Genomic DNA, 19,267 nt, shown 5'->3' with positions numbered 1-19,267 from the left:
CCACTACTGAGGAAGCTTCATTGAATACCGGCTGACTTCCCATCGCCCGGAATAATGACCAATCCTCATTCCGGGCATAAACCGGTCCTTTCCCAGCAGAACACAGCACGGGAATCGCTTGAGACGAAAGGGAAGAATAACCTTCCCTCGATACATTTTTATCATTCAGGAGAGCTGCTCCTTCAAGTTCTCTAAAAGGTTGGCGCAGCCGTCCTGGAGTAATTCCACCACATGGTCAAAGCCTTCCTGCCCTCCATAGTAGGGATCCGGCACTTCCTCATCCAGAAAACGGGTGGTGAAAAAGCACATGGGAACAATCTTTCCTTCCCATTGCCCTCTTTTGTCCAGCCGTTTCAAATCCCGCAGATTCTCCCGGTCCATTCCCACAACCAGGTCGAACTGTTCCAGATCATCCTTCCGCACGGGGCGTGATTTGACTCCCGGATTCTGATAACCGTATTTTTCCAGGGCCTGGACCATCCTGGCATCCGGAGGACAGCCGCGATGATAGCCGATCATGCCGGCGGAATCGCTTTCAATCAGGCTTTCCAAACCTTGTTCCTTCACCATCTTCTTAAAAATGATTTCCGCCGCAGGAGAACGGCAGATGTTGCCCAGGCAGACAAACAGGACTCGGTAGGGTTCGGAAGCATTCATGAGGGACAATTCTTTTTTTCAGGATAGGCAAGACGTTTCCCCGGATCAAGAGGGAAGAGTTTCCTGTACGGAAAACAGACACACGCCGGGACAACGCAGGGAGCAAAGCGCAGAACGCCGCCGTGCCGTCCCAAAATAAGATTCCCCTGTGTTTCGGCTTGCGTCAGAGGGTGTCTGGCTGTAGATTATCGCATGGCAGATCTCCCTCTTGGATTAAGTTTTGATGACGTGCTCCTGCTGCCCCGCCTGAGCGCGATTCTTCCCGGTGATGCGGACATCAGTTCCCAGCTTGTTCCCGGTTTTGACATGAAAATTCCCGTGCTGTCCGCAGCCATGGATACCGTTTCCGAATCAGAACTGGCGATTGCCCTGGCACGGGAAGGCGGCCTGGCCGTCATTCACCGCAATAATCCCATCGACATCCAGGCGGCCATGGTTTCCCGCGTGAAGCGTTTTGAAAACGCGGTCATCCCGAACCCCGTCACGGTGAACAAGGACATGACGCTGGAAGAAGTCCATCAGATCATGATGGACCAGGGTTACTCCGGCTTCCCCGTGGTGGACGCCAGCCGCAGGCTGGAAGGCATCGTCACCGGACGCGACATGCGCGGCGTGGACGATTACCAGAACATCCGGGTCAAGGACGTGATGACCCCCCTTTCCCGCCTGATTACGGCGGCTCCCACCACCACCATTGAGGAAGCGCGCCACATTCTTTACACCCACCGCATTGAAAAGCTTCCCCTGGTGGATGAAAACGGCGTGCTGGCCGGCCTCATCACGGAAACGGACATCCAGAAGCGCGCCATGTTTGCAGACGCTTCCAAGGACGAGCACGGCCACCTGCGCTGCGGCGCCGCCGTGGGCGTGGGCCCTGATTACCTGGACCGCGCCAAGGCGCTGGTTTCCGCCGGAGCGGACGCCCTGTTCATTGACGCCGCCACCGGCCACACCACCCGCGTCATGGACGTGGTTTCCAACCTCCGCAAGCTGACGGACCGCCCCATCGTGGCCGGCAACGTGGTGACGGCGGAAGGAGCCTCCGACCTCATCAAGGCGGGCGTGCAGGCCATCAAGGTGGGCGTGGGCCCCGGCTCCATCTGCACCACCCGCGTTATTTCCGGCGTGGGGATGCCCCAGTTCACCGCCATTCAGGAGGTAGCCTCCGTAGCGCGTCCCGCGGGCGTCACCGTCATTGCAGACGGCGGCATCCGCTATTCCGGGGACATCGTGAAAGCCCTGGCCGCCGGCGCTGACCTGGTGATGCTGGGCGGCCTGCTGGCCGGCACGGAAGAAAGCCCCGGCAAGGTGGTCCACTATCAGGGCCGCCACTTCAAGCAATACCGCGGCATGGGCTCCCTGGGCGCCATGCGCCGCGGCTCCGGCGACCGCTACGGGCAGAACAGTTCCGGCAAGCTCGTTGCGGAAGGCGTGGAAGCGCGCGTTCCATACAAGGGCATGCTGGCGGACGTGGTTTTCCAGCTCATGGGCGGCCTGCGTTCCGGCATGGGCTACCTGGGCGCACACAGCCTGACGGAACTCCGGGACAAGGCCCGGTTCGTCCAAATCACCTCCGGCGGCCTGAAGGAAAGCCATCCCCACGACATCACCATCACGGAAGAACCCATCAACTATTCCTGTTAAACCCTCTCTCCCATGGACGACAAGCACCTCGTAGCCGTCATTGACTTCGGCTCCCAATACACCCAGCTCATTGTGCGCCGCGTGCGCGAACTGGGCTACATGGCCAAACTGTACGCGCTGGAAGACCTGGACCAGATTCACGAACCCGGCGCCGTCATCCTTTCCGGAGGCCCCAAAAGCACCACGGACGCAGACGCTCCGGACATTGACTTTGAATGGCTCAAGAGCCTGAACGTCCCCGTCCTGGGCGTGTGCTACGGCATGCAGCTGCTGAACATCAAGCACGGCGGTTCCGTGAAGGCCAGCAACAAGCGGGAATACGGCCCCGCCGCCCTGCTTCCGGAAGCCTGCACAGGCCTGTACCGGGACATGTCCCCCTCCTCCCAGGTATGGATGAGCCATTCGGATACGGTGGACCACCTGGCGGAAGGCTGCCAGGTGATCGCCCGCAACGCGGAAGGCGTCCCCGTCTCCCTCCAGTGGGGAGAAGCAACTTTCGGCATCCAGTTCCATCCGGAAGTGACCCATTCCCATGAAGGGCGCACCATCCTGCGCAACTTCCTCTCCTGCGCCGCCAACCTCAAGAAATTCGATATCGGCGACTTCAAGAGGCAGCTCATCCGGGAAATCCGGGAACGCGTGGGCAGCAAGCAGGTGGTCTGCGGCGTCTCCGGCGGCGTGGACAGCACCGTGCTGGCCGTCCTGCTGCATGAGGCAGGCGTGAACATGCGCGCCATTTTCGTGGACAACGGTCTGCTTCGCAAGAATGAGGCCGATGAGGTACGCGCCAATTTCGCCCGCATGAACGTGGAAATTGAAACGGTGGACGCTTCCGAACGCTTCCTGACGGCCCTGGCCGGGGAAGGCGACCCGGAAAAGAAGCGCCGCATCATCGGCGGCCTGTTCATCGACGTATTCTGGGACGCTGTGGGAGACGCGGAAATGCTCGCCCAGGGCACCCTTTATCCGGACGTGATTGAAAGCGCCTCCAACGCCAAGTCCAAGGCCTCCGTCATCAAGACACACCACAACCGCGTGGAGCGCGTGCTGGAACTCCAGGCGCAGGGGAAGGTGCTGGAACCCCTGGCGGAATTGTTCAAGGACGAGGTGCGCGAACTGGGCGCCTCCATGGGCATCCCTCACGACATCCTGTGGCGCCACCCCTTCCCCGGCCCCGGCCTGGCCGTGCGCTGCCCCGGCGTAGTCACCAGGGACCGCCTGGACATCATCCGGGAGTGTGACGCCATCTTCATCGGCAACCTGAAGAAATACGGCTGGTATGAAAAGGTCTGGCAGGCCTACGCCGGCCTCATCCCGGTGAAAACGGTGGGCGTGAAGGGAGATGAACGTTCCTATGAATGGGCCACCAACCTGCGCGCCATCGTGTCGGAAGACGCCATGACGGCGGACTGGGTAGAACTGCCTCCGGCCCTGCTGCGTGAAACCAGCAACCGCATCCTCAATGAAGTGAAGGGCATCAACCGCGTCCTTTACGATATTTCCACCAAGCCCCCGGCCTCCATTGAGTGGGAGTAATACTATACCGCCCCTAAAAGGGAGGCTGTAAAGTCCCATGAATACAGGTCTTTCGATCTCTATTGCATGGCGAGAGGATAAACCCAGCGAGGTTAAAGTTTAGTTTATCCTTAACCTTTTGTTTGCCACAAAGCGCAGGCACCGTTCCTTGCCAATGGCAAGGGGCGGTGCACCGCTGCTCCCTGCTGGTAATTTGCAGAATAGCATCGTATATCACTTCCTGCGATGGAGGAGTAAAAAAGGTATTTATAATAACAAGAAGGCAATATTGCATGATTGAAATTGAATCTAACAAGCAGGCTTGGGGTAAAATATCAGAAGAGCATTATCATCACTTTAAAGCTTTACTAAGTGATGATAATCTTCACTTGAACTATTATATACAGGAAGAACTGGGTGACATATCAGGCAAGGAAATAATCCATTTACAGTGTAATACCGGTGCAGATACATTGATACTTGCCAAAACAGCTAAAAGCGTGGTCGGGGTAGATTTAGTTCCTGACAACATATTTTTTGCAAATAAACTTGCCGGCGATCTTAATTTTAAAAACGTAAAATTCATTGAAGCCGACATCATGACTTTATCAAAAGTTCATGGTGAAAAATACGATATTGTCTTTACCTCGGAGGGAGTATTGGGATGGCTTCCCGATTTGAATGTATGGGCGAATACCATTCGCAGTCTTTTAAAGGATAACGGCTATTTGTATGTATTTGATTCACACCCATTTTTTCTTTCCTTTGATGAGAGCAAACTGGACAAGGAAGTTTTCGAGATTAAATATCCCTATTTCAGTAAAATTCCCTCTGTGGATAGTTCCATCGGCGGATACGCCTGTGAACCGAAAGATGGCGTAAAATCCTATTTCTGGATGCATACGGTTTCGGATATTATTAATTCATTGACGAGGGCCGGTCTGCACATTGAATATTTTAATGAACATGCTGAAAACTTTTATGATTCTGGAAATATGCAGGCTTCTTCTTCAAAGAAAGGGCTATATGCGTATAGCTGCAACAGGGACAAGTATCCCATGTCATTTAGCTTGAAAGCATCTGCATACCCTGCAAAATGAGCATTCATTCACGATCGCTCGGCAGAATGGCTGCCACAGTCCATAATCAACAACAAAGGGAAAAAGACAATGACTGAACTGGAAAAATGCATGGCGGGCGAATGGTATGACTGCCATGACCCGGTATTTCTGGAATTCAAGAGCAAGACCCACCGGCTCCTGATGAAGTACAATTCCCTGCCTTACGACCATAAGGAGGAAAAGCGCCAGGTGTTGAAGGAAATGCTGGGCAGCATCGGCGCCAAAGTATCCATCGGTCATTCCTTCACCTGCGACTACGGGCGCAACATCCACATCGGGAACAACGTCACCGTCAATACGGGCTGCACGTTCGTGGACTGCAACAGGATCACCATCGGCAGCAATGTGCTCATCGCTCCCAATGTGCAGATTTACACCGCTACGCACCCCATTGAGCTGAATGAGCGCCTCACTCCCGTGGAAACGGCGGAGGGCATGGAATACATTCGCCATACCTTCGCCCTTCCGGTGACGATAGAAGACGGCTGCTGGATTGGCGGCGGCGTCATCATCCTGCCGGGAATCACGATCGGAAAAGGCAGCGTCATCGGCGCCGGAAGCGTGGTCACCAAAAACATTCCCCCCGACAGCCTGGCGGCGGGAAACCCCTGCAGGGTTATCCGTAAAATCAACGGGAATCGCGAACAATGATTAAACTGATCGCTTTTGACCTGGACGGGACGATAGGGGAGACGGTCCCCATGTGCATCCGGGCGTTTGAAAAAGCAGTTTCCCCCTACGCGGGCCGTACACTGAGCGAACGGGAAATTACGCAGACCTTCGGCCTGAATGAAGTAGGAATGATTAAAATGGTCGCCGGGGAAAAATGGCAGGAAGCCCTTCATGATTTTTACCCGGTTTATGAAAAGATGCATGAGGAATGCCCGGAACCGTATGAAGGCATTCGCGAATTGATCAACACCTTGAAAAAGGAGGGAATATTGATTGCCCTGATTACCGGAAAAGGAGAAAAGAGCTGCCGCATTACGCTTGAACAATTCGGCATGCAGGATCTGTTCTGCTCTGTCAAGACCGGCGCGGAAGACAGGCCGAACAAGGCGGAAGCCATTGGGGAACTGCTGCATGACTGCCACCTGGCAAAGGATGAATTTTATTACGTCGGGGATGCGGTATCGGATGTAACCGCCTGCAGGAAAGCGGGCGTGACCTGCCTGTCCGCCGCCTGGGGAACTACCGCGGACATCCGCGGCCTGGAAGAAGCCAACCCTTCAAAAGTATTTTTCAGCATCAGGGACCTGTCGCATTTCCTGCTCCGGACGCGGGAAAACACATAACCTGTTCCGTTTTTTTATTTGCCTTAATCAATCGCGCCCTGCAATCCTGCCGCCATGGACACCGGTTCCATCATCCTCACTTCCTTCCTCTCCACCATTCCCGTTTATCTTTTCTTCGCCACGGGTTTCTATCTGCGCCACAAGCAGGTCATCCAGGCGGACCATGACGCGCCCATCATGCGCATCGCGATGGATGTGGCCTATCCCTGCCTCGTCTTCCACAGCATCATGAAGTACATGGTGCTCTCCGGGAATGAAACGCTCAGCAGCGTTTCCTTTTCCCTCCAGGCTATTGCAGCCGGAGCGCTGGAACTTCTGCTGGGCATCGCGTCCGCATGGCTGGTCGCCAAAATGCTGCGCATGCGCATCGGCACGGGCCTGCGCACCTTCACCCTGACGGCGGGGGTGCAGAACTACGCCTTTTTCGTCATTCCCATTATCCAGATGCTGTTCACGGCCAGCAATGACCCCACGCTGGGCGTCCTTTTCGTCCACAACGTGGGGTGTGAACTGGTCGTATGGAGCATCGGCGTCATCATCATCGCAGGCGGTCCGGGCAACCTGAACATGGGCGTCTTCTTCCGCGGCCCCCTGCTGGCGGTCATCGTGGGCCTGGCACTCGCCTGGTCCGGCCTGGGAACCTATGTAGCCCAGCCGCCTCTCATGAAAACCTTTGAAATGATCGGCAACTGCGCCACGCCCCTGTGCCTGATCCTGTTCGGCTGTTCCATGAGAGACCTGTGGCACAACATGAAGTGGGAGCCCAAACCCATCATCTGCGGTCTGCTGACGCGCCTGGGACTGGCTCCGGCGCTGCTGCTCCTGATGGCCTATTTCCTGCCGGTGGACGACTATATCAAGCGCGTCATCATCATCCAGGCGGCGATTCCCTCCGCCGTCATCCCGGTCATTCTGGCCAAACGCTTCGGCGGCCATCCCGACCTGGGCACCCAAATCCTGCTGACCACTACCGTGGCTTCCTTCCTTACGCTGCCCTGCTGGCTGGCTCTGGGTTCCTCACTGGTCGTACCGTTGTATTAAAGGCGGCGCGGCAGCGTCATCGCCCGGCTGGGACACGGGCCAGCTCCGTGCTTCCGGAACCTTTCCCGTTCATGGATGCGGTTCCCTTGTTGGATACTCCATCAGCAGAACCATTCCAGTCCTGGAACGCCTTTATTCTTTCTGGGCCCCACCACATTTCCATGCTGAAGCTTTCCCACCTTTGTGTTGACTCCCCCGGCGGATGTGTATTGAATGGGCTCCATGAAGTTTCCTGCTCCCCTTTGCACTGCCGCCGTACTGCCGGTCCTGTTTTCCTGTGCGGAGCAAGTTTCCCGGATTGAACATGTGCGGGAGGTTCCCTTGAAAACCACGGTGGTTCCTGCAGAAGATGTAGGCATGCACCGCTCCCAGGCTACTTACCTGCTGCACGGCGCCGTCTCCCAGCAACAACGCCTCCAGCGTCTGGGCCAATACTACTTCGTCACCTGGAATGATGCGAACCCGGAACAGGCGGCCACCCTGGTCATGATGTACCGACAGGGAAAAACAGGTTCAGCCGTCCTGACAAAATCCATTTCCTACCCTGCCGGGAGAAAGGGAGGCACGCAAAATTCCGTTTTTGAATTCATCGGGGATGAAGCCAAAACAAAAGGGGAGATTCTCGCATGGAAGCTCGTCCTGAAGGACAACCACGGCAAAACAATCTCCGAACGCCATTCCTACCTGTGGGGAGACGACCATTGACCCTCCGGCAAAAACGCCGAAGGGCCAATGAAAAGTAACCGGATATAAAGGATTGGAACTACGGCTTCCGGGTACAATCACCCAAGGCGTACCCCCTGGTCCTTAATCCCTAGGAATGTCTTCCGCCAACACCGGAAGACTTACGCTTCCTGCCGTTTGGCACGGCGCTTGCGGACGGCGGCGGCAAGGTTTTCCAGCACTTCCACCGTACTGTCCCAGCCGATGCACTGGTCCGTGATGCTCTTGCCGTACACCAGGTCGGAGCTCAGCGGCTGGGCCCCTTCCACGATGTTGCTCTCAATCATCACAGCCACCACCTGGTCGGAACCGTCGGAAATCTGTTCCGCGATGCTGGCGGCCACCGCCGGCTGTTTGCGGTAATCCTTGCAGCTGTTGCCGTGGGAGCAGTCCACCATAATGCGGTTGTTGATGCCGGCCTTCTGCAAGGCTTCCGCTGCTTCCTTCACATGTTCGTCATCGAAATTCGGGCCCAGGGAGGAACCGCGCAGAATCAGGTGGCAGGATTTGTTGCCCGTGGTGGAAACGATGGCGGAAACGCCCTGCTTGGTCACGGAAAGGAAGCAGTGCGGGCAGGAGGAGGAAATGATGGCGTCCACGGCAATCTGGAGACTGCCGCTGGTGCCGTTCTTGAATCCCACGGGCATGGAAAGCCCGGAGGCCAGTTCACGGTGCACCTGGCTTTCCGTGGTGCGCGCGCCAATGGCTCCCCACGTAATCAGGTCCGCGATATATTGCGGGGTGATGGTGTCCAGGAACTCCGTGGCGGCGGGAATCCCCATGTCACCCAGGCGCAGCAACAGCCCGCGGGCCATGTGGAGGCCGCGGTTGATGTCAAAGGTATGGTTCATGAACGGGTCATTGATGAGGCCCTTCCAGCCCACCGTGGTGCGGGGTTTTTCAAAATACACGCGCATGATGATCACCAGATCCTTTTCAAAGCGCGCCATCTGCTCCTTCAGGCGGGAGGCATAGTCCACTGCGGCCTGGGGATCATGGATGGAGCACGGCCCCACCACCACCAGCAGGCGGTCGTCGTGGCCGGAAATGATGTTCTCCGCATTCTTGCGGGTCGTAGCCACCATTTTGGCGATTTCCGTGGTCGCCGGATAATCCTTGATCAGGATGGCGGGGGAAATCAGGGGCTCGATGTCTTGAATGCGTACGTCGTCTGTTTTGAACCAGTTCATGTCTGGGACTTATTGAGGGGTTTTTGAGAGTGGTTGAAAAGAAAAAAATACGGTTTGGAGGCAATATGCCTGAATATATCGCGGGGCCTCGCGGCCATAAGCCGGAAGCCCCGCAAAATAAATCGGTCCCGCCTCTCAACAGGCGGTTCCGGAATGCGTTACCAGGAAGTCACGTTGTCTTCCGTCATTTCCGGATTGTTGATGTGGCCATCCTCCGTGCTGCCCTGCTTGTCCTTGCCGACGCTGTAAACGGCCACGTTCTTGGTCACCATGCGGGAACCGACCTGGACGCGGGGGGTGCGGTCGTCGGGATTGGCATTCAAAATGATGTGGTAGGGGGATTCCCACGGGTCCATCAGGCCCACGCGGCCACGGCTTTCAAAGAACAGGCCGGGAGAACCTTCCACATCCGTGGTCGTGGTGTTGAAATAGGCCGTTTTCTTGGGATTCAGCTTCCTGTCTTCATCCCCGCGGTCCATGTAGTTGGTCAGGATGCTCATGATGCGGCTGTCGTCGTCCACGGCGGTCGTCATGTAATACTGTCCGTCCTTGCGGGCCTGCTTGGCCATTTCCCGTCCGCTCCAGGCTACGGGAACGCGGCCGTTGTCCAGCATGTAGTTCTCAACGGCTGTCTGCAAACCGTTGCAATCGCTCCGCGCCGTGGTAACCCGTGATTTTTCCATCACGCCGTTCACCACCGTCATGGCAATGCCGGCCAGCGTCAGGATAATGGCGATCACCACAAGCAATTCAATCAACGTGAATCCCTTGGATTTACGGTTCAAAAAAGGTGCCTTCATACTTTGCCAAGAGTAGCGCAATTACGGTTCAGGGCAAGCGGAAAACAACCGGAACCGCCAATTTCAAAGCGCGTTTCCGGAGCGGCAAACATGCGGCGCATGGCCCCGGCATGCAAACGCCCCGGCTGTCGGAGGACGGCCGGGGCGTTTAAAAAGAACATTCTTTTAATTAGCGGGAGCGGGAGCTTCCGGAGAGACAGGAGCGGGAGCTTCCGGCACAGCGGGAGCCGGAGCCTGTGAAGAAGCGGCTTCCGCCTCAGCGGCGCGCCTGCGCAGCTCCTCCTGCTGGAGTTCTTCCGGCGTCTTGGCGGGAACGGAGGCTTCCTGCTTGGCGGCGGCCTTCATCATTTCCGGGCTCAGCAGGCTTTCCGAGCTCTTGACGTGCTGGCGGTTGATCAGCATGCCCAGCACCAGGCAAAGAATCATGAAGGCGGAGCCGAAGTACACCGTAGCTTTTTTCAGCACATCCGTAGTCCGCGCGCCGAAGGCCTGGTCCGTGATGGCGGCGCCGAAAGCGGCTCCCAGCCCTTCCTGCTTGGGTCTCTGCATAAGCACCACGCCCAGGAGGAGAAGTGACACAATCACCAGAACGGCAAAGAGTAACTGAATGCTGATATTAAGTGAATTTGCTAAAAAAAGGTTCATGAACGCGGGGAGTATGTGTGAATTCAGATGGTTTGTAAAGTCTAGGAAATGATTTCGTTATGCTCGTTGCAAACGATTTTCTTGGGAACGATGGGCTTGTCCGACAGGGCAAAGCTCATGATAACCACCCGTTCGCCCGTCTTGATCAAATGGGCCGCGCCGCCGTTCATGATGATGTTCCCCGTACCGGCAGGCCCCTGCAGGGCATACGTTTCCAGACGGTTTCCGGACGTGACGGACGCCACGAGGACCTTTTCTCCGGGCCACAGGTCCACAGCGGCCATCAAATCGGCAGGAATTTCAATACTGCCTTCATATTGAACATCGCCACGGGTAATCATGGCGCGATGGATTTTTGATTTTAACTGCTCAACCAACATGACGTCCGAACAACAAACCCCCGATCGCTCTTTCGGTCAAGCCGTCATCCTCCATTTTACGGTTTTCTGTGTCTTACTTATCCCGTCTCAACACCTCAGCGGCCTGGGCGGCGTCCAGCGCAAGCTGGCTTTTCAGTTCTTCCAGGGAGGGGAATTTGGTTTCCGCCCTCAGGAACCGGACCGGCACCACTTCCATTTCCTGCCCGTAAATGTCCCCCGGCTGGCCGAACAAATGCGTTTCCAGCAACAGTTCCCCCCCCTCCCCTTCCACCGTGGGACGCACCCCCAGGTTGGCGACGCCCCCATATTCCGCGCCGTTCACCCGGGCGCGTACGGCGTAAACGCCATGAGGAGGCTGCAACCCGCAGCCGGGCTTCATATTGGCCGTGGGGTAGTCCAGCAGGCGTCCCAATTGGCGTCCATGAATCACCGGGCCCCTCCAGCGGTAGGGACGGCCCAGCATGCCGGCCGCCTGTAAAAAATCCGCCGCACGCACGGCTTCGCGAATCCGGGTGCTGCTCACGCGCTCCCCGTCCCGCAGGATGGGCGGAACGGCCGTCACCCGGAACCCGTAGCGGCCGGACAAAAGGCGCAGGGTTTCCACATCGCCCGCGCGGCCTCGGCCAAAGTGCCAGTCTTCCCCCACGGCAATCTCCGCCACGCGGCAGGAGGCGCAGAGCTCCCTGATGAATTCCTCCGGGCTCATGGAAGCCAGCCGGGAGGAAAATTCCAGCGTCAGCACCATCTTCACCCCCAGCTCTTCCATCAGGGCGAACTTTTCCGCATCCACCGCCATAATGGCAGGCGGCACGCTTTCCGGGCGGACACGGGCCAGCGGATGAGTGCGGAACGTCAGCACGGCGGCAATGCCTCCGTCACGGGCCGCGCCTTCCACCGCTGCGGCAATCACTCCGGCATGCCCCAGGTGCAGCCCGTCAAACATCCCCATGGCCCAGTGCACGGGGGAAGAAACACCCTTCAGTTCCTTAAACTCCCGGTAAATGACCATGCTGCTACCTGGCAATCAGAATGTCCGCCAGCTCCTCCAGGGAAAGCATGGCCCGGAACAGCTCTTCCCTGGGGGCGGTTTTCAGGGTATCCACCGTAACGGCGCGCTCCAGCGTAAAAGAACCGGACCTGATGCGCCGGAGGGCGCTCAAATGCGCTCCGCAGCCCAGCGCCTTCCCGATGTCATACGCATAGGAACGCACGTAAAAACCCTTGGAGCATTGAACGGTAAAGTCCACTTCCGGAACGGCCACGCGGGAAATTTGATGGCCGAACACCTCCACGGGCCGCGGCTCCCGCACAACTTCCTGCCCCTTGCGGGCCAGCTTGTACAGCGGGACGCCGTCCTTTTTAATGGCGGAAACCATCGGGGGAATCTGCTCAAAAGCGCCGTCAAACCGGTCAAACGCCTCGCGCACGGCCTGTTCCGTCACGCCGTCCACGGAATACTCCGCCACCACTTCCCCCATGGCGTCCTGGGAAGAGGTCTCCACTCCCAGCGTCAGGGTTCCGGCGTATTCCTTGTGTTCGCACATCAGCTTGTCCTGAAGCTTGGTCGCCTTTCCCACCACCAGCATCAGCAGCCCCGTAGCCATGGGGTCCAGCGTGCCGCAGTGGCCGATCTTCTTAATCCCCAGGGAGCGGCGCGCAATCGCCACCACGTCGTGGGAGGTCATGTCCTGCGCCTTGTCAATCAACAGGACGCCCGAGGGAGCTTGCATGGAATCTGAAGCGTTCATGAAATCTGCTGTTGGAGCACGCGTTCCACTTCCTCCTGCATGGCCTTCAGGATGGTGAGGCGCACTTCTTCAATGGGTCCCCTGATGCGCACTCCGGCGGCCATGGCATGTCCGCCGCCTCCAAAACGGGAGGCAAGCTCCGCCACGGATATTTCAGGGGTCTTGGACCTCAGGGAAATGCGGATACGGGGATCGTCCTCCGCCTCCTCCAGATAAGCGGCCAGCCAGACTCCCTGCACGGAACGCAAAAGGTCGATCAGGCCTTCCGTGTCCTCCGGACGGCTGCCGATCCGTGCCTTCGCCTCATTCGTCAGGCAGAACGTGCAAATCCTGCCGTCCGGCGTCAGCCTCATGCCGTTCAGAGCCTCGCGCATCAGCTGCATCTTCACCCAGGGCTTTTCCTGGTAAAGCTGGCGGTTGATGTCCTGGACGTCAACGCCCATCCGGATCAAATCCGCGGCCAGCTCCATCACGGCCGCCGTCGTCATCTGGTACTGGAAGGAACCCGTATCCGTGCTGACGGCCACGTATAGGGCGTCACGCATTATCGGGGTAACGGGAACGCCCAGATACTTGAAAAAATAATACAGCACCGCACCCGTGGCGCACTCGTCCGGCAGAACGCATTGCACGTCCCCGAACAATTCATTAGTCTGGTGGTGGTCGATGTTCGCCCACACCTTCACTCCCGCCAGGGCCTTCAGACTGCGTTCGCCCAGCCTCTTGAACGCGCCGTTGTCCACGGAAACGGCCACTTCCACGTCCACCGGCTCATCGGGCGTGGGGATGATATTTTCCACGCCCGGCATAAAGGCCAGATTGGAAGGCACGCCGTCCTCGTTCATCATCACCACCTTCTTGCCCATCTGCTTCAGGGCTTCCCCCAGCGCCAGCGTGGAACCGATGGCGTCACCGTCCGGATGCACGTGCGCAATTACCGCAAAGCTGTCATGTCTGCGGAACAGGTCCGCCAAAGGCGCAAATTCGGGACAATGTTTCCAATCTTCCATATGTTCTGCCGCATTTTTATAGAAAAAGCCGCACTTGGACAATCACCAAGTGCGGCTTGAAAAGTCGTACCTAATCCCGGAAGAGGATTACTTCTTGGACTTCATGACCACCGGAGCCACATCCACGGCGGGCTGGTTCAGGTCATTGAACTTGGGAAGGGGGGTCAGGGGGGGAGCACCCTGATCCTGACAGCAGCAGGAAGCCATGATGCTCGCCGCAAAAGCGGCAAGAGCCATAACGGTAATCTTCTTCATATGCGTGGTTAAATGATGGGTGATAAAGGATATGGAAATATCTTGGAGCATAAAAGCATACCATGCGGGCGCCCGTCAATCAAATTTGCTAAAATCTCCCAAGGGGGCGCCTTTCCGCCTGCTTCTCCCCGCAATCGGGCCTTTCTCAAATGGCAAGACGCATAAATCGCTCGCCTGCGGTCCTCAGGAATTATAGTCTCTGCCAAGCCGCTTCCCTTCCATGCCCTTCTCCGTCAGAATACTCCGGCTTTTCGGCACCCTGCTGCTGGGCGTCTGCGCGCTCGGCGTAGCCGGCATTACCTGGGCGTACCTGATAGAACCCAATCTTCTGTTCGTCCGGAAGGTGGACTACCGCGTCCCCCAGTGGAACGGCCGCGGAAAACCCGTTAAAGTCGTCATTGCCGGAGACCTTCACCTGATGCCCACGGCCTTTGATGAAGTGAGGGCGCTGCGCTACGTCCGGAGAATCATGCAGCTTCAGCCGGACTTGATCCTGCTGGTAGGGGATTATGCCCGCGGCGCCAGCAGAAACGCCAGCATGAGCCCCGCCGCGGCCGCCCGGCTGCTGCGGGGGCTGGCAGCGCCCTGCGGCGTCTTCGCCATCCAGGGGAACCATGACTTCACCTTCGGCTGGGACAACTGGCGCAAGGAACTGACCCGGGCCGGCATCACGGTGCTGGAAGACCAAAGCGCGCTTGTCACGTTCAAGGACGGCAGGCAGCTCCAGCTATCCGGAATGCTGGACACCTCGCGCAATTCCAAAAAACGGCTCCCCAAGCGCCAGTCCCCGGATATACCCCATTTCCTGCTTTCCCACCGTCCGGAAGCGGATCACATGCTTTCCCATGGGGACGCGGACATCGTCATCAGCGGCCATACCCACGGCGGCCAGATACGCCTTCCCTTCAATCTCCTGTGGTTTGAAGCCAGCCCGGAACACGCCCAGCCCTACACCTACCCCTGGCATATTTCCGGCGGCAACACCTATCTGATTACCAAGGGGCTGGGAACCAGCACGCTCCCCCTCCGCTTCAACTGCCCTCCGGAGATCTATCTGCTGGAACTGCACTGACGCCGGCAGCCCTTTTCATGCCGGACTAGACGGCGGCGGGAAAAGGATTTTTCTTTGTTTCTTGATTTTTCGCGGCCATGGACCAGCATGGAGAATGGTTCCGCTGTTTTCCATGATGACTACTTCCACCAATACCAAATCCACCCTCAGAAAGAACGCCGTCCTGTTTGGCAACGGTTTGATCCGCACACTGGGAAGCCCAAGCAGCATTGACCTGCTCAAGGAAACCGTCTGCCCTCCCTGCAACGGCGGTGAAGGCTGCAAGCAAGACATCTATTGCCCGTTCAGAGACCAGGGGGACTATCTGCCTTTTCCCCTGATTTACGAGTATTTGATCCTGAAAAAACAAAAACGGCATCCGGAAGCCGACATGGGCAAAGTATCCTCCGATGTGCGTGACCGGCTCAAGAAGAAACTGGAAGAGTTCACCCCGCAGAAATATCCCGGCTCCGTTTTACACCAGCTTGCCGCCCTTCCAATAGACGACTATCTGACCACCAATTACGACACGTTCCTGGTGCAGATCCTGGAATCACAGCATTACAAGACAAGCCAGCGCCGGAATTCGGAAACCAAATACAGCATCCGCCGCCATGTCTGCATGGAGAAGGAACGCCGCTCCCTCCGCATCTGGAACATTCACGGCACCTATAATGAAAAACCCTCCTCCTTCACGATTCAATACGGGTATGAGCACTATTGCGGCTGCATCGGTAAAATTGACAGCTATTTAAAGGGAACCTACACTTACTGGGTCCAAAAACAGAAAAAAGAAATAGCGGGCATCCCGGAAAAGCTGCGCAAGCCGCAGCTTCAACTGGAGGAATCATGGATTGACCTGTTTTTCTTTTCCAACGTTTACATCATGGGGCTGAATCTTTCTTCGGAAGAAATAGACCTGCTGTACATCCTGAACCTCCGGTCACGATGGCTGCGCGATTCAAAAAAGGCGCGCTGCATCCAAAACCGCATCGTTTTCTACGGCCAGCCCGCCAAAGCCATGAAAGCCCTTCTGGAAGAATTTGATGTGGAGGTTTGCTCTTCTTCGCCCACGCCTCCCGGAAAAAACGCGAAAGGTACGGATTACGAGAAGTATTACCGGGCGGTTTTACGTGATATCCAGTACAGAATAAAACAGGCACATTAACCCGCATCCGGCTTCAGGAGCATGTGCCATCCTCCTTCTCAAACTGCTTTTGCAGCCTGAGAATTTTATTCCTGGTCATCCGGTAAACAGGCCGGTAAAGGTGCTTTTTCAGGATGGCCGGGAGGGTTCTTCCGGGCAGCGGGCCATGCAGCAGCCCGGCTTCACGCATGGCGCGTTCGTAACGTTCCCCTTCATAGCGCCAATTATACCGCCAGGGCTTGTGCACCCCCTGGTAATGCAGAATGCCCGGTTCCAGCGCCGCTTCCACCGCCTGGCGCGGCGTCACTCCTCGCCAGAACCGTTCCCTGGGGTCGTTCTTCAGGATGCGGCGCGTCAGGCCGTCATGCCAGTTCCAGCGCGGATGCAGCGGCACGGTCAGCTCGCACAGGGCGCCGTTCAGCGCGTCCTGGTCCGGACAGGTCAGCCTGTCCCGGTGACTGACGGCATAATCCAGCACGGCCCTGACCAGGTTCTTTTCCCGGAAAACGTCCACATTCATCAGCAGCACGCCGGAATTGAAATACCCCGTGCAGGTCAGCGGCATCTCCAGGCGCTCGTTGAAATGGGAGCCGGGCCTGGAAAAATTCTCAAACACCACTCCCACCGCGTTGCCGGACATATCCGTCCGGAACAGCTCCGTCAAATCCCGGCAAACCAGAACGTCAATGTCCAGATACAGGATGTTGCCCCGCTCCTCCTTCAATAACTCCGGGATGAACACGCGGCCCCAGGCGGGCACGGGCCACTGTTCCGTATGGGGAAAGTCGTGCTTTTCCAGAATGCCGGAAACGTCTATGAACTCCAACCGGCACTCAAACGGGGCCGCCAGGCGCTCAACGCTGTTCCGGTTCTCCCCGTCAATGCCGTCGGAAAGGATGTAAATCTTGTAAAAGGTTTCCGGAGCAGCGGTGCTCAGCAGGGAAAAGACGGTAACGCTCAAAGGCAGGATGCCCCGGTTGTCACTGGCCAGGACGACGGCAAATTCATTCTTCTTCATCGGTCGATCGTTCGGGTGGTGTCAGCGGCGCAGCAGCCGGGCGCCCGCTTTGCGCATTCTCTTCCAGTAATAGGAAAAGTCCAAGCCGGATTTTCCGGCCAGCCAGGTTTTCAGCAGTTTTTCTTCCCGGCGGGACAGGCGGGAATCCTCCTCTCCGGGACGGTACAGGTTTTCTTCACGGAGCATTCGGGACACTTTCCGGGTGACCTCTTTCTGGACGGCATGGGGGGCGTACTTGCGGATATTCCGCACGCCCATCACCAGCATTTTCAGAAAAGCCGCCCTGTATTCCTCCAGGATTCCGGCTCGTTTCCACTCTTCCAGCACCAGTTGCGCCACCGTCAGGTAATCCAGCGACTGAAGGGAACTGCCGGACGCAAAGCCGCTGGTGATGGACCCGGCGCGCTTGCGGTAAACGTACGCCGCCCTGCTGACCACACAGGCCCTTCTGCACCGCGGAAAGGCGGCATAGTGGAAATACAGGTCCTCGCAGGCAACGCCCTCGGGGAACCGGATGCCGTGCTCCTCCACAACGGAACGCCGTATCATCATGCCGCCCGCTCCATGGTGTATTTTACCGATGGTTTCCGGCGTACAGGGAATCCATCCCTTTCCGGGGGGCGCGATGTCCTCCGGCAGGAACCGGTCCTCCCTTCCGGGGTCGGACTCATAATAATACCGGAACCCGCACACCAGCTTGTCGGCGTCCAGCGCCTTCGCACGGCTGTACATCTCCTCCAGCAAATCCGTTTCCAGCCAGTCGTCTGAATCCACCAGCACCAGGTATTCTCCCTGCGCATGGCTCATCGCCAGGTTCCGGGTGCGGGAAAGGCCGCCGTTTTCCGGGGCCTGCACCACTTTCACCCGCTGGTCCCGCTCCGCAAACTCCCGCAGGATGGACAGGGACCCGTCCGTGGAAGCGTCGTCCACGCAAACCACTTCCAGCTCCCGGAGCGTCTGTGCGCAGATGCTTTCCAGGCACTGGGCCAGATACGGTTCCACATTGTAAACCGGAACCAGCACGGAAATGTTCACGGGAGCCATCATGACGCCTGCGGAGTGGCCGCCATTTTTGCAGGTTCAAGCTCTTCCTGCGGGGGCAGGAAGGGCTCCAGCGTGGACCACGCCTGGTCCACCGTAATTTCCTCAATGGAGCCGGGGGAAATCAGGTTGGAAATGCACCGGGCCGTAATGGCGGACTTGCGCGTCCGGTGGCAGAAAATAGCGGTCACCGGGACCCCGGCATAGGCGCACATGTGCGTAGGCCCAGTATCATTGCCCACACAGGCCAGAGAACGGAGCGCCATCTGGGGAATATCCATCAGGGTGGACTTGCCCAGAAAACTGACGGCCAGGGGGGAGCTGGCGGCAATGGCCTCCACCTCCGCGGCCTCCGCCCGGGTGCCGATCACGACGGAGGAAATGCCCCTTTCCGCCAAGCGCCGGGCCAGGGCGCAGAAATTCTCCACGGGCCAGCGCTTGTAGGGATGGCTGGGGGAACAGCCCGGAATCATCATCACGTAGCGTTCCGGAAGCTCGTCAAAATGCAGCCCTTCCCCGTGCATGAAAGAGAGGTCCGTCAGGACGCGTTCCAGGTGGAACGGTTCCTTCACCACCCTGCCAAACCGGAAGCCGCCTTTTTTCAGCAGCCTGCGCCGTTCCCCGGAATTGCAGGCCACCCAGTCCATGTCATGGTCCAGCAGGAAGCGCACGGCGGGATAATAACGCTTCCTGGTGCGGGAAGATTCCTGGAGGTCGTACACCACGTCAAAATTCCCTTTCACGATGGAACGGATGGCCCCCCACGTGGCGCCCAGCTTCCGGTAGGGCAGGCGGTTGTCCACAATGAAATCGTCAAACACCCCGAGCTGTTCCGCCATGGGAACAAACATCCCCATGGTCATCAGGGTGATATGCGCCTCCGGATGGAGCTCCCGGAGCCGCTTCATCGTCCCCATGGCAAGCACCACGTCGCCAAGGGCGCCGTGCTTGATCATCAGAATGCGCTGTGCGGGCATGGGCGGAAA

21 protein-coding genes are annotated in these 19,267 nt (G+C 57.6%); 9 read left to right on the top strand and 12 right to left on the bottom strand.

Annotation, left to right across the window (positions count from 1 at the left end; all coding sequences use genetic code 11):
• Positions 1-165: 165 nt before the first annotated feature.
• A complete protein-coding gene (locus tag M8N44_RS10730; RefSeq protein WP_102727935.1) occupies positions 166-657 on the bottom strand; it encodes a low molecular weight protein-tyrosine-phosphatase in 492 nt (163 codons plus the stop codon).
• Between the two features lie 192 nt (positions 658-849).
• On the opposite strand from M8N44_RS10730, the gene guaB reads away from it, so the two are divergent.
• The 7 genes from guaB (at position 850) to M8N44_RS10695 (ending at position 7,978) form a co-directional block, all read left to right on the top strand.
• On the top strand, positions 850-2,301 hold the full coding sequence (guaB, locus tag M8N44_RS10725; protein WP_102727934.1) for an IMP dehydrogenase: 1,452 nt from the start codon (positions 850-852) through the stop codon (positions 2,299-2,301).
• 12 nt (positions 2,302-2,313) lie between these two features.
• A complete protein-coding gene (gene guaA / locus M8N44_RS10720; RefSeq protein ID WP_102727933.1) occupies positions 2,314-3,837 on the top strand; it encodes a glutamine-hydrolyzing GMP synthase in 1,524 nt (507 codons plus the stop codon).
• A gap of 272 nt (positions 3,838-4,109) precedes the next feature.
• Entirely contained in the window at positions 4,110-4,916 is an 807-nt protein-coding gene (locus M8N44_RS10715) for a class I SAM-dependent methyltransferase (RefSeq protein ID WP_022396387.1), read from the top strand.
• 69 nt (positions 4,917-4,985) lie between these two features.
• Positions 4,986-5,588: a sugar O-acetyltransferase gene (locus M8N44_RS10710; RefSeq protein ID WP_022396388.1), complete on the top strand. Its 603-nt coding sequence runs from the start codon at positions 4,986-4,988 to the stop codon at positions 5,586-5,588.
• A complete protein-coding gene (locus M8N44_RS10705) occupies positions 5,585-6,232 on the top strand; it encodes an HAD family hydrolase (RefSeq protein WP_102727932.1) in 648 nt (215 codons plus the stop codon). The genes M8N44_RS10710 and M8N44_RS10705 overlap by 4 nt, the downstream gene beginning before the upstream one ends.
• A gap of 54 nt (positions 6,233-6,286) precedes the next feature.
• Complete coding sequence (locus M8N44_RS10700) at positions 6,287-7,273, top strand: AEC family transporter (protein ID WP_022396390.1); 987 nt, start codon at positions 6,287-6,289, stop codon at positions 7,271-7,273.
• A gap of 222 nt (positions 7,274-7,495) precedes the next feature.
• Positions 7,496-7,978 carry a hypothetical protein gene (locus M8N44_RS10695; RefSeq protein ID WP_102727931.1) on the top strand — a complete coding sequence of 161 codons (483 nt, stop codon included), beginning with the start codon at positions 7,496-7,498 and terminating at the stop codon, positions 7,976-7,978.
• 140 nt (positions 7,979-8,118) lie between these two features.
• On the opposite strand, the gene M8N44_RS10690 is transcribed toward M8N44_RS10695, so the two are convergent.
• The 8 genes from M8N44_RS10690 to M8N44_RS10655 all read right to left on the bottom strand — a co-directional run bounded on the left by M8N44_RS10690 (position 8,119) and on the right by M8N44_RS10655 (position 14,024).
• Positions 8,119-9,186 carry a 3-deoxy-7-phosphoheptulonate synthase gene (locus M8N44_RS10690; protein ID WP_102727930.1) on the bottom strand — a complete coding sequence of 356 codons (1,068 nt, stop codon included), beginning with the start codon at positions 9,184-9,186 and terminating at the stop codon, positions 8,119-8,121.
• Between the two features lie 158 nt (positions 9,187-9,344).
• Complete coding sequence (locus M8N44_RS10685; RefSeq protein ID WP_022396393.1) at positions 9,345-9,986, bottom strand: type II secretion system protein; 642 nt, start codon at positions 9,984-9,986, stop codon at positions 9,345-9,347.
• A gap of 165 nt (positions 9,987-10,151) precedes the next feature.
• Entirely contained in the window at positions 10,152-10,631 is a 480-nt protein-coding gene (secG, locus tag M8N44_RS10680) for a preprotein translocase subunit SecG (protein WP_022396394.1), read from the bottom strand.
• A gap of 41 nt (positions 10,632-10,672) precedes the next feature.
• On the bottom strand, positions 10,673-11,011 hold the full coding sequence (locus tag M8N44_RS10675) for an aspartate 1-decarboxylase (protein WP_067569353.1): 339 nt from the start codon (positions 11,009-11,011) through the stop codon (positions 10,673-10,675).
• 73 nt (positions 11,012-11,084) lie between these two features.
• The gene (gene ribF / locus M8N44_RS10670) at positions 11,085-12,020 is read right to left on the bottom strand and encodes a riboflavin biosynthesis protein RibF (protein WP_102727929.1); all 936 of its coding nucleotides are present in this window, start codon (positions 12,018-12,020) and stop codon (positions 11,085-11,087) included.
• 4 nt (positions 12,021-12,024) lie between these two features.
• Entirely contained in the window at positions 12,025-12,741 is a 717-nt protein-coding gene (truB, locus tag M8N44_RS10665; protein WP_022396397.1) for a tRNA pseudouridine(55) synthase TruB, read from the bottom strand.
• Between the two features lie 14 nt (positions 12,742-12,755).
• On the bottom strand, positions 12,756-13,769 hold the full coding sequence (locus M8N44_RS10660; protein WP_146019302.1) for a DHH family phosphoesterase: 1,014 nt from the start codon (positions 13,767-13,769) through the stop codon (positions 12,756-12,758).
• A gap of 87 nt (positions 13,770-13,856) precedes the next feature.
• Positions 13,857-14,024 carry a hypothetical protein gene (locus tag M8N44_RS10655; protein WP_022396399.1) on the bottom strand — a complete coding sequence of 56 codons (168 nt, stop codon included), beginning with the start codon at positions 14,022-14,024 and terminating at the stop codon, positions 13,857-13,859.
• 220 nt (positions 14,025-14,244) lie between these two features.
• Between M8N44_RS10655 and M8N44_RS10650 the strand changes: the two genes are divergently transcribed.
• Entirely contained in the window at positions 14,245-15,096 is an 852-nt protein-coding gene (locus tag M8N44_RS10650; protein ID WP_102727927.1) for a metallophosphoesterase, read from the top strand.
• Positions 15,097-15,208: 112 nt separating this feature from the next.
• On the top strand, positions 15,209-16,243 hold the full coding sequence (locus tag M8N44_RS10645) for an SIR2 family protein (RefSeq protein ID WP_180972956.1): 1,035 nt from the start codon (positions 15,209-15,211) through the stop codon (positions 16,241-16,243).
• 13 nt (positions 16,244-16,256) lie between these two features.
• Here the strand turns inward: M8N44_RS10645 and M8N44_RS10640 are convergent, their stop codons facing one another.
• Genes M8N44_RS10640 through M8N44_RS10630 form a run of 3 tightly spaced genes read right to left on the bottom strand, consistent with a single transcriptional unit; the run spans position 16,257 to position 19,258 of the window.
• On the bottom strand, positions 16,257-17,240 hold the full coding sequence (locus M8N44_RS10640) for a glycosyltransferase family 8 protein (protein ID WP_102727297.1): 984 nt from the start codon (positions 17,238-17,240) through the stop codon (positions 16,257-16,259).
• 21 nt (positions 17,241-17,261) lie between these two features.
• On the bottom strand, positions 17,262-18,287 hold the full coding sequence (locus tag M8N44_RS10635) for a glycosyltransferase family 2 protein (RefSeq protein WP_102727926.1): 1,026 nt from the start codon (positions 18,285-18,287) through the stop codon (positions 17,262-17,264).
• Entirely contained in the window at positions 18,284-19,258 is a 975-nt protein-coding gene (locus tag M8N44_RS10630) for a glycosyltransferase family 9 protein (protein WP_022396404.1), read from the bottom strand. The genes M8N44_RS10635 and M8N44_RS10630 overlap by 4 nt, the downstream gene beginning before the upstream one ends.
• Between the last annotated feature and the right edge of the window lie 9 nt (positions 19,259-19,267).

Origin of the sequence: Akkermansia massiliensis (assembly GCF_023516715.1) — a bacterium.
Lineage (GTDB): Bacteria > Verrucomicrobiota > Verrucomicrobiia > Verrucomicrobiales > Akkermansiaceae > Akkermansia > Akkermansia massiliensis.
This window is presented reverse-complemented; position numbering and strand designations above follow the sequence as displayed.

Coding starts and splice junctions, on each gene's coding strand:
- M8N44_RS10730 (WP_102727935.1), bottom strand. CDS start 657: ATGAATGCTTCCGAACCCTACCGAGTCCTGTTTGTCTGCCTGGGCAAC.
- guaB (WP_102727934.1), top strand. CDS start 850: ATGGCAGATCTCCCTCTTGGATTAAGTTTTGATGACGTGCTCCTGCTG.
- guaA (WP_102727933.1), top strand. CDS start 2,314: ATGGACGACAAGCACCTCGTAGCCGTCATTGACTTCGGCTCCCAATAC.
- M8N44_RS10715 (WP_022396387.1), top strand. CDS start 4,110: ATGATTGAAATTGAATCTAACAAGCAGGCTTGGGGTAAAATATCAGAA.
- M8N44_RS10710 (WP_022396388.1), top strand. CDS start 4,986: ATGACTGAACTGGAAAAATGCATGGCGGGCGAATGGTATGACTGCCAT.
- M8N44_RS10705 (WP_102727932.1), top strand. CDS start 5,585: ATGATTAAACTGATCGCTTTTGACCTGGACGGGACGATAGGGGAGACG.
- M8N44_RS10700 (WP_022396390.1), top strand. CDS start 6,287: ATGGACACCGGTTCCATCATCCTCACTTCCTTCCTCTCCACCATTCCC.
- M8N44_RS10695 (WP_102727931.1), top strand. CDS start 7,496: ATGAAGTTTCCTGCTCCCCTTTGCACTGCCGCCGTACTGCCGGTCCTG.
- M8N44_RS10690 (WP_102727930.1), bottom strand. CDS start 9,186: ATGAACTGGTTCAAAACAGACGACGTACGCATTCAAGACATCGAGCCC.
- M8N44_RS10685 (WP_022396393.1), bottom strand. CDS start 9,986: ATGAAGGCACCTTTTTTGAACCGTAAATCCAAGGGATTCACGTTGATT.
- secG (WP_022396394.1), bottom strand. CDS start 10,631: ATGAACCTTTTTTTAGCAAATTCACTTAATATCAGCATTCAGTTACTC.
- M8N44_RS10675 (WP_067569353.1), bottom strand. CDS start 11,011: ATGTTGGTTGAGCAGTTAAAATCAAAAATCCATCGCGCCATGATTACC.
- ribF (WP_102727929.1), bottom strand. CDS start 12,020: ATGGTCATTTACCGGGAGTTTAAGGAACTGAAGGGTGTTTCTTCCCCC.
- truB (WP_022396397.1), bottom strand. CDS start 12,741: ATGCAAGCTCCCTCGGGCGTCCTGTTGATTGACAAGGCGCAGGACATG.
- M8N44_RS10660 (WP_146019302.1), bottom strand. CDS start 13,769: ATGGAAGATTGGAAACATTGTCCCGAATTTGCGCCTTTGGCGGACCTG.
- M8N44_RS10655 (WP_022396399.1), bottom strand. CDS start 14,024: ATGAAGAAGATTACCGTTATGGCTCTTGCCGCTTTTGCGGCGAGCATC.
- M8N44_RS10650 (WP_102727927.1), top strand. CDS start 14,245: ATGCCCTTCTCCGTCAGAATACTCCGGCTTTTCGGCACCCTGCTGCTG.
- M8N44_RS10645 (WP_180972956.1), top strand. CDS start 15,209: ATGATGACTACTTCCACCAATACCAAATCCACCCTCAGAAAGAACGCC.
- M8N44_RS10640 (WP_102727297.1), bottom strand. CDS start 17,240: ATGAAGAAGAATGAATTTGCCGTCGTCCTGGCCAGTGACAACCGGGGC.
- M8N44_RS10635 (WP_102727926.1), bottom strand. CDS start 18,287: ATGATGGCTCCCGTGAACATTTCCGTGCTGGTTCCGGTTTACAATGTG.
- M8N44_RS10630 (WP_022396404.1), bottom strand. CDS start 19,258: ATGCCCGCACAGCGCATTCTGATGATCAAGCACGGCGCCCTTGGCGAC.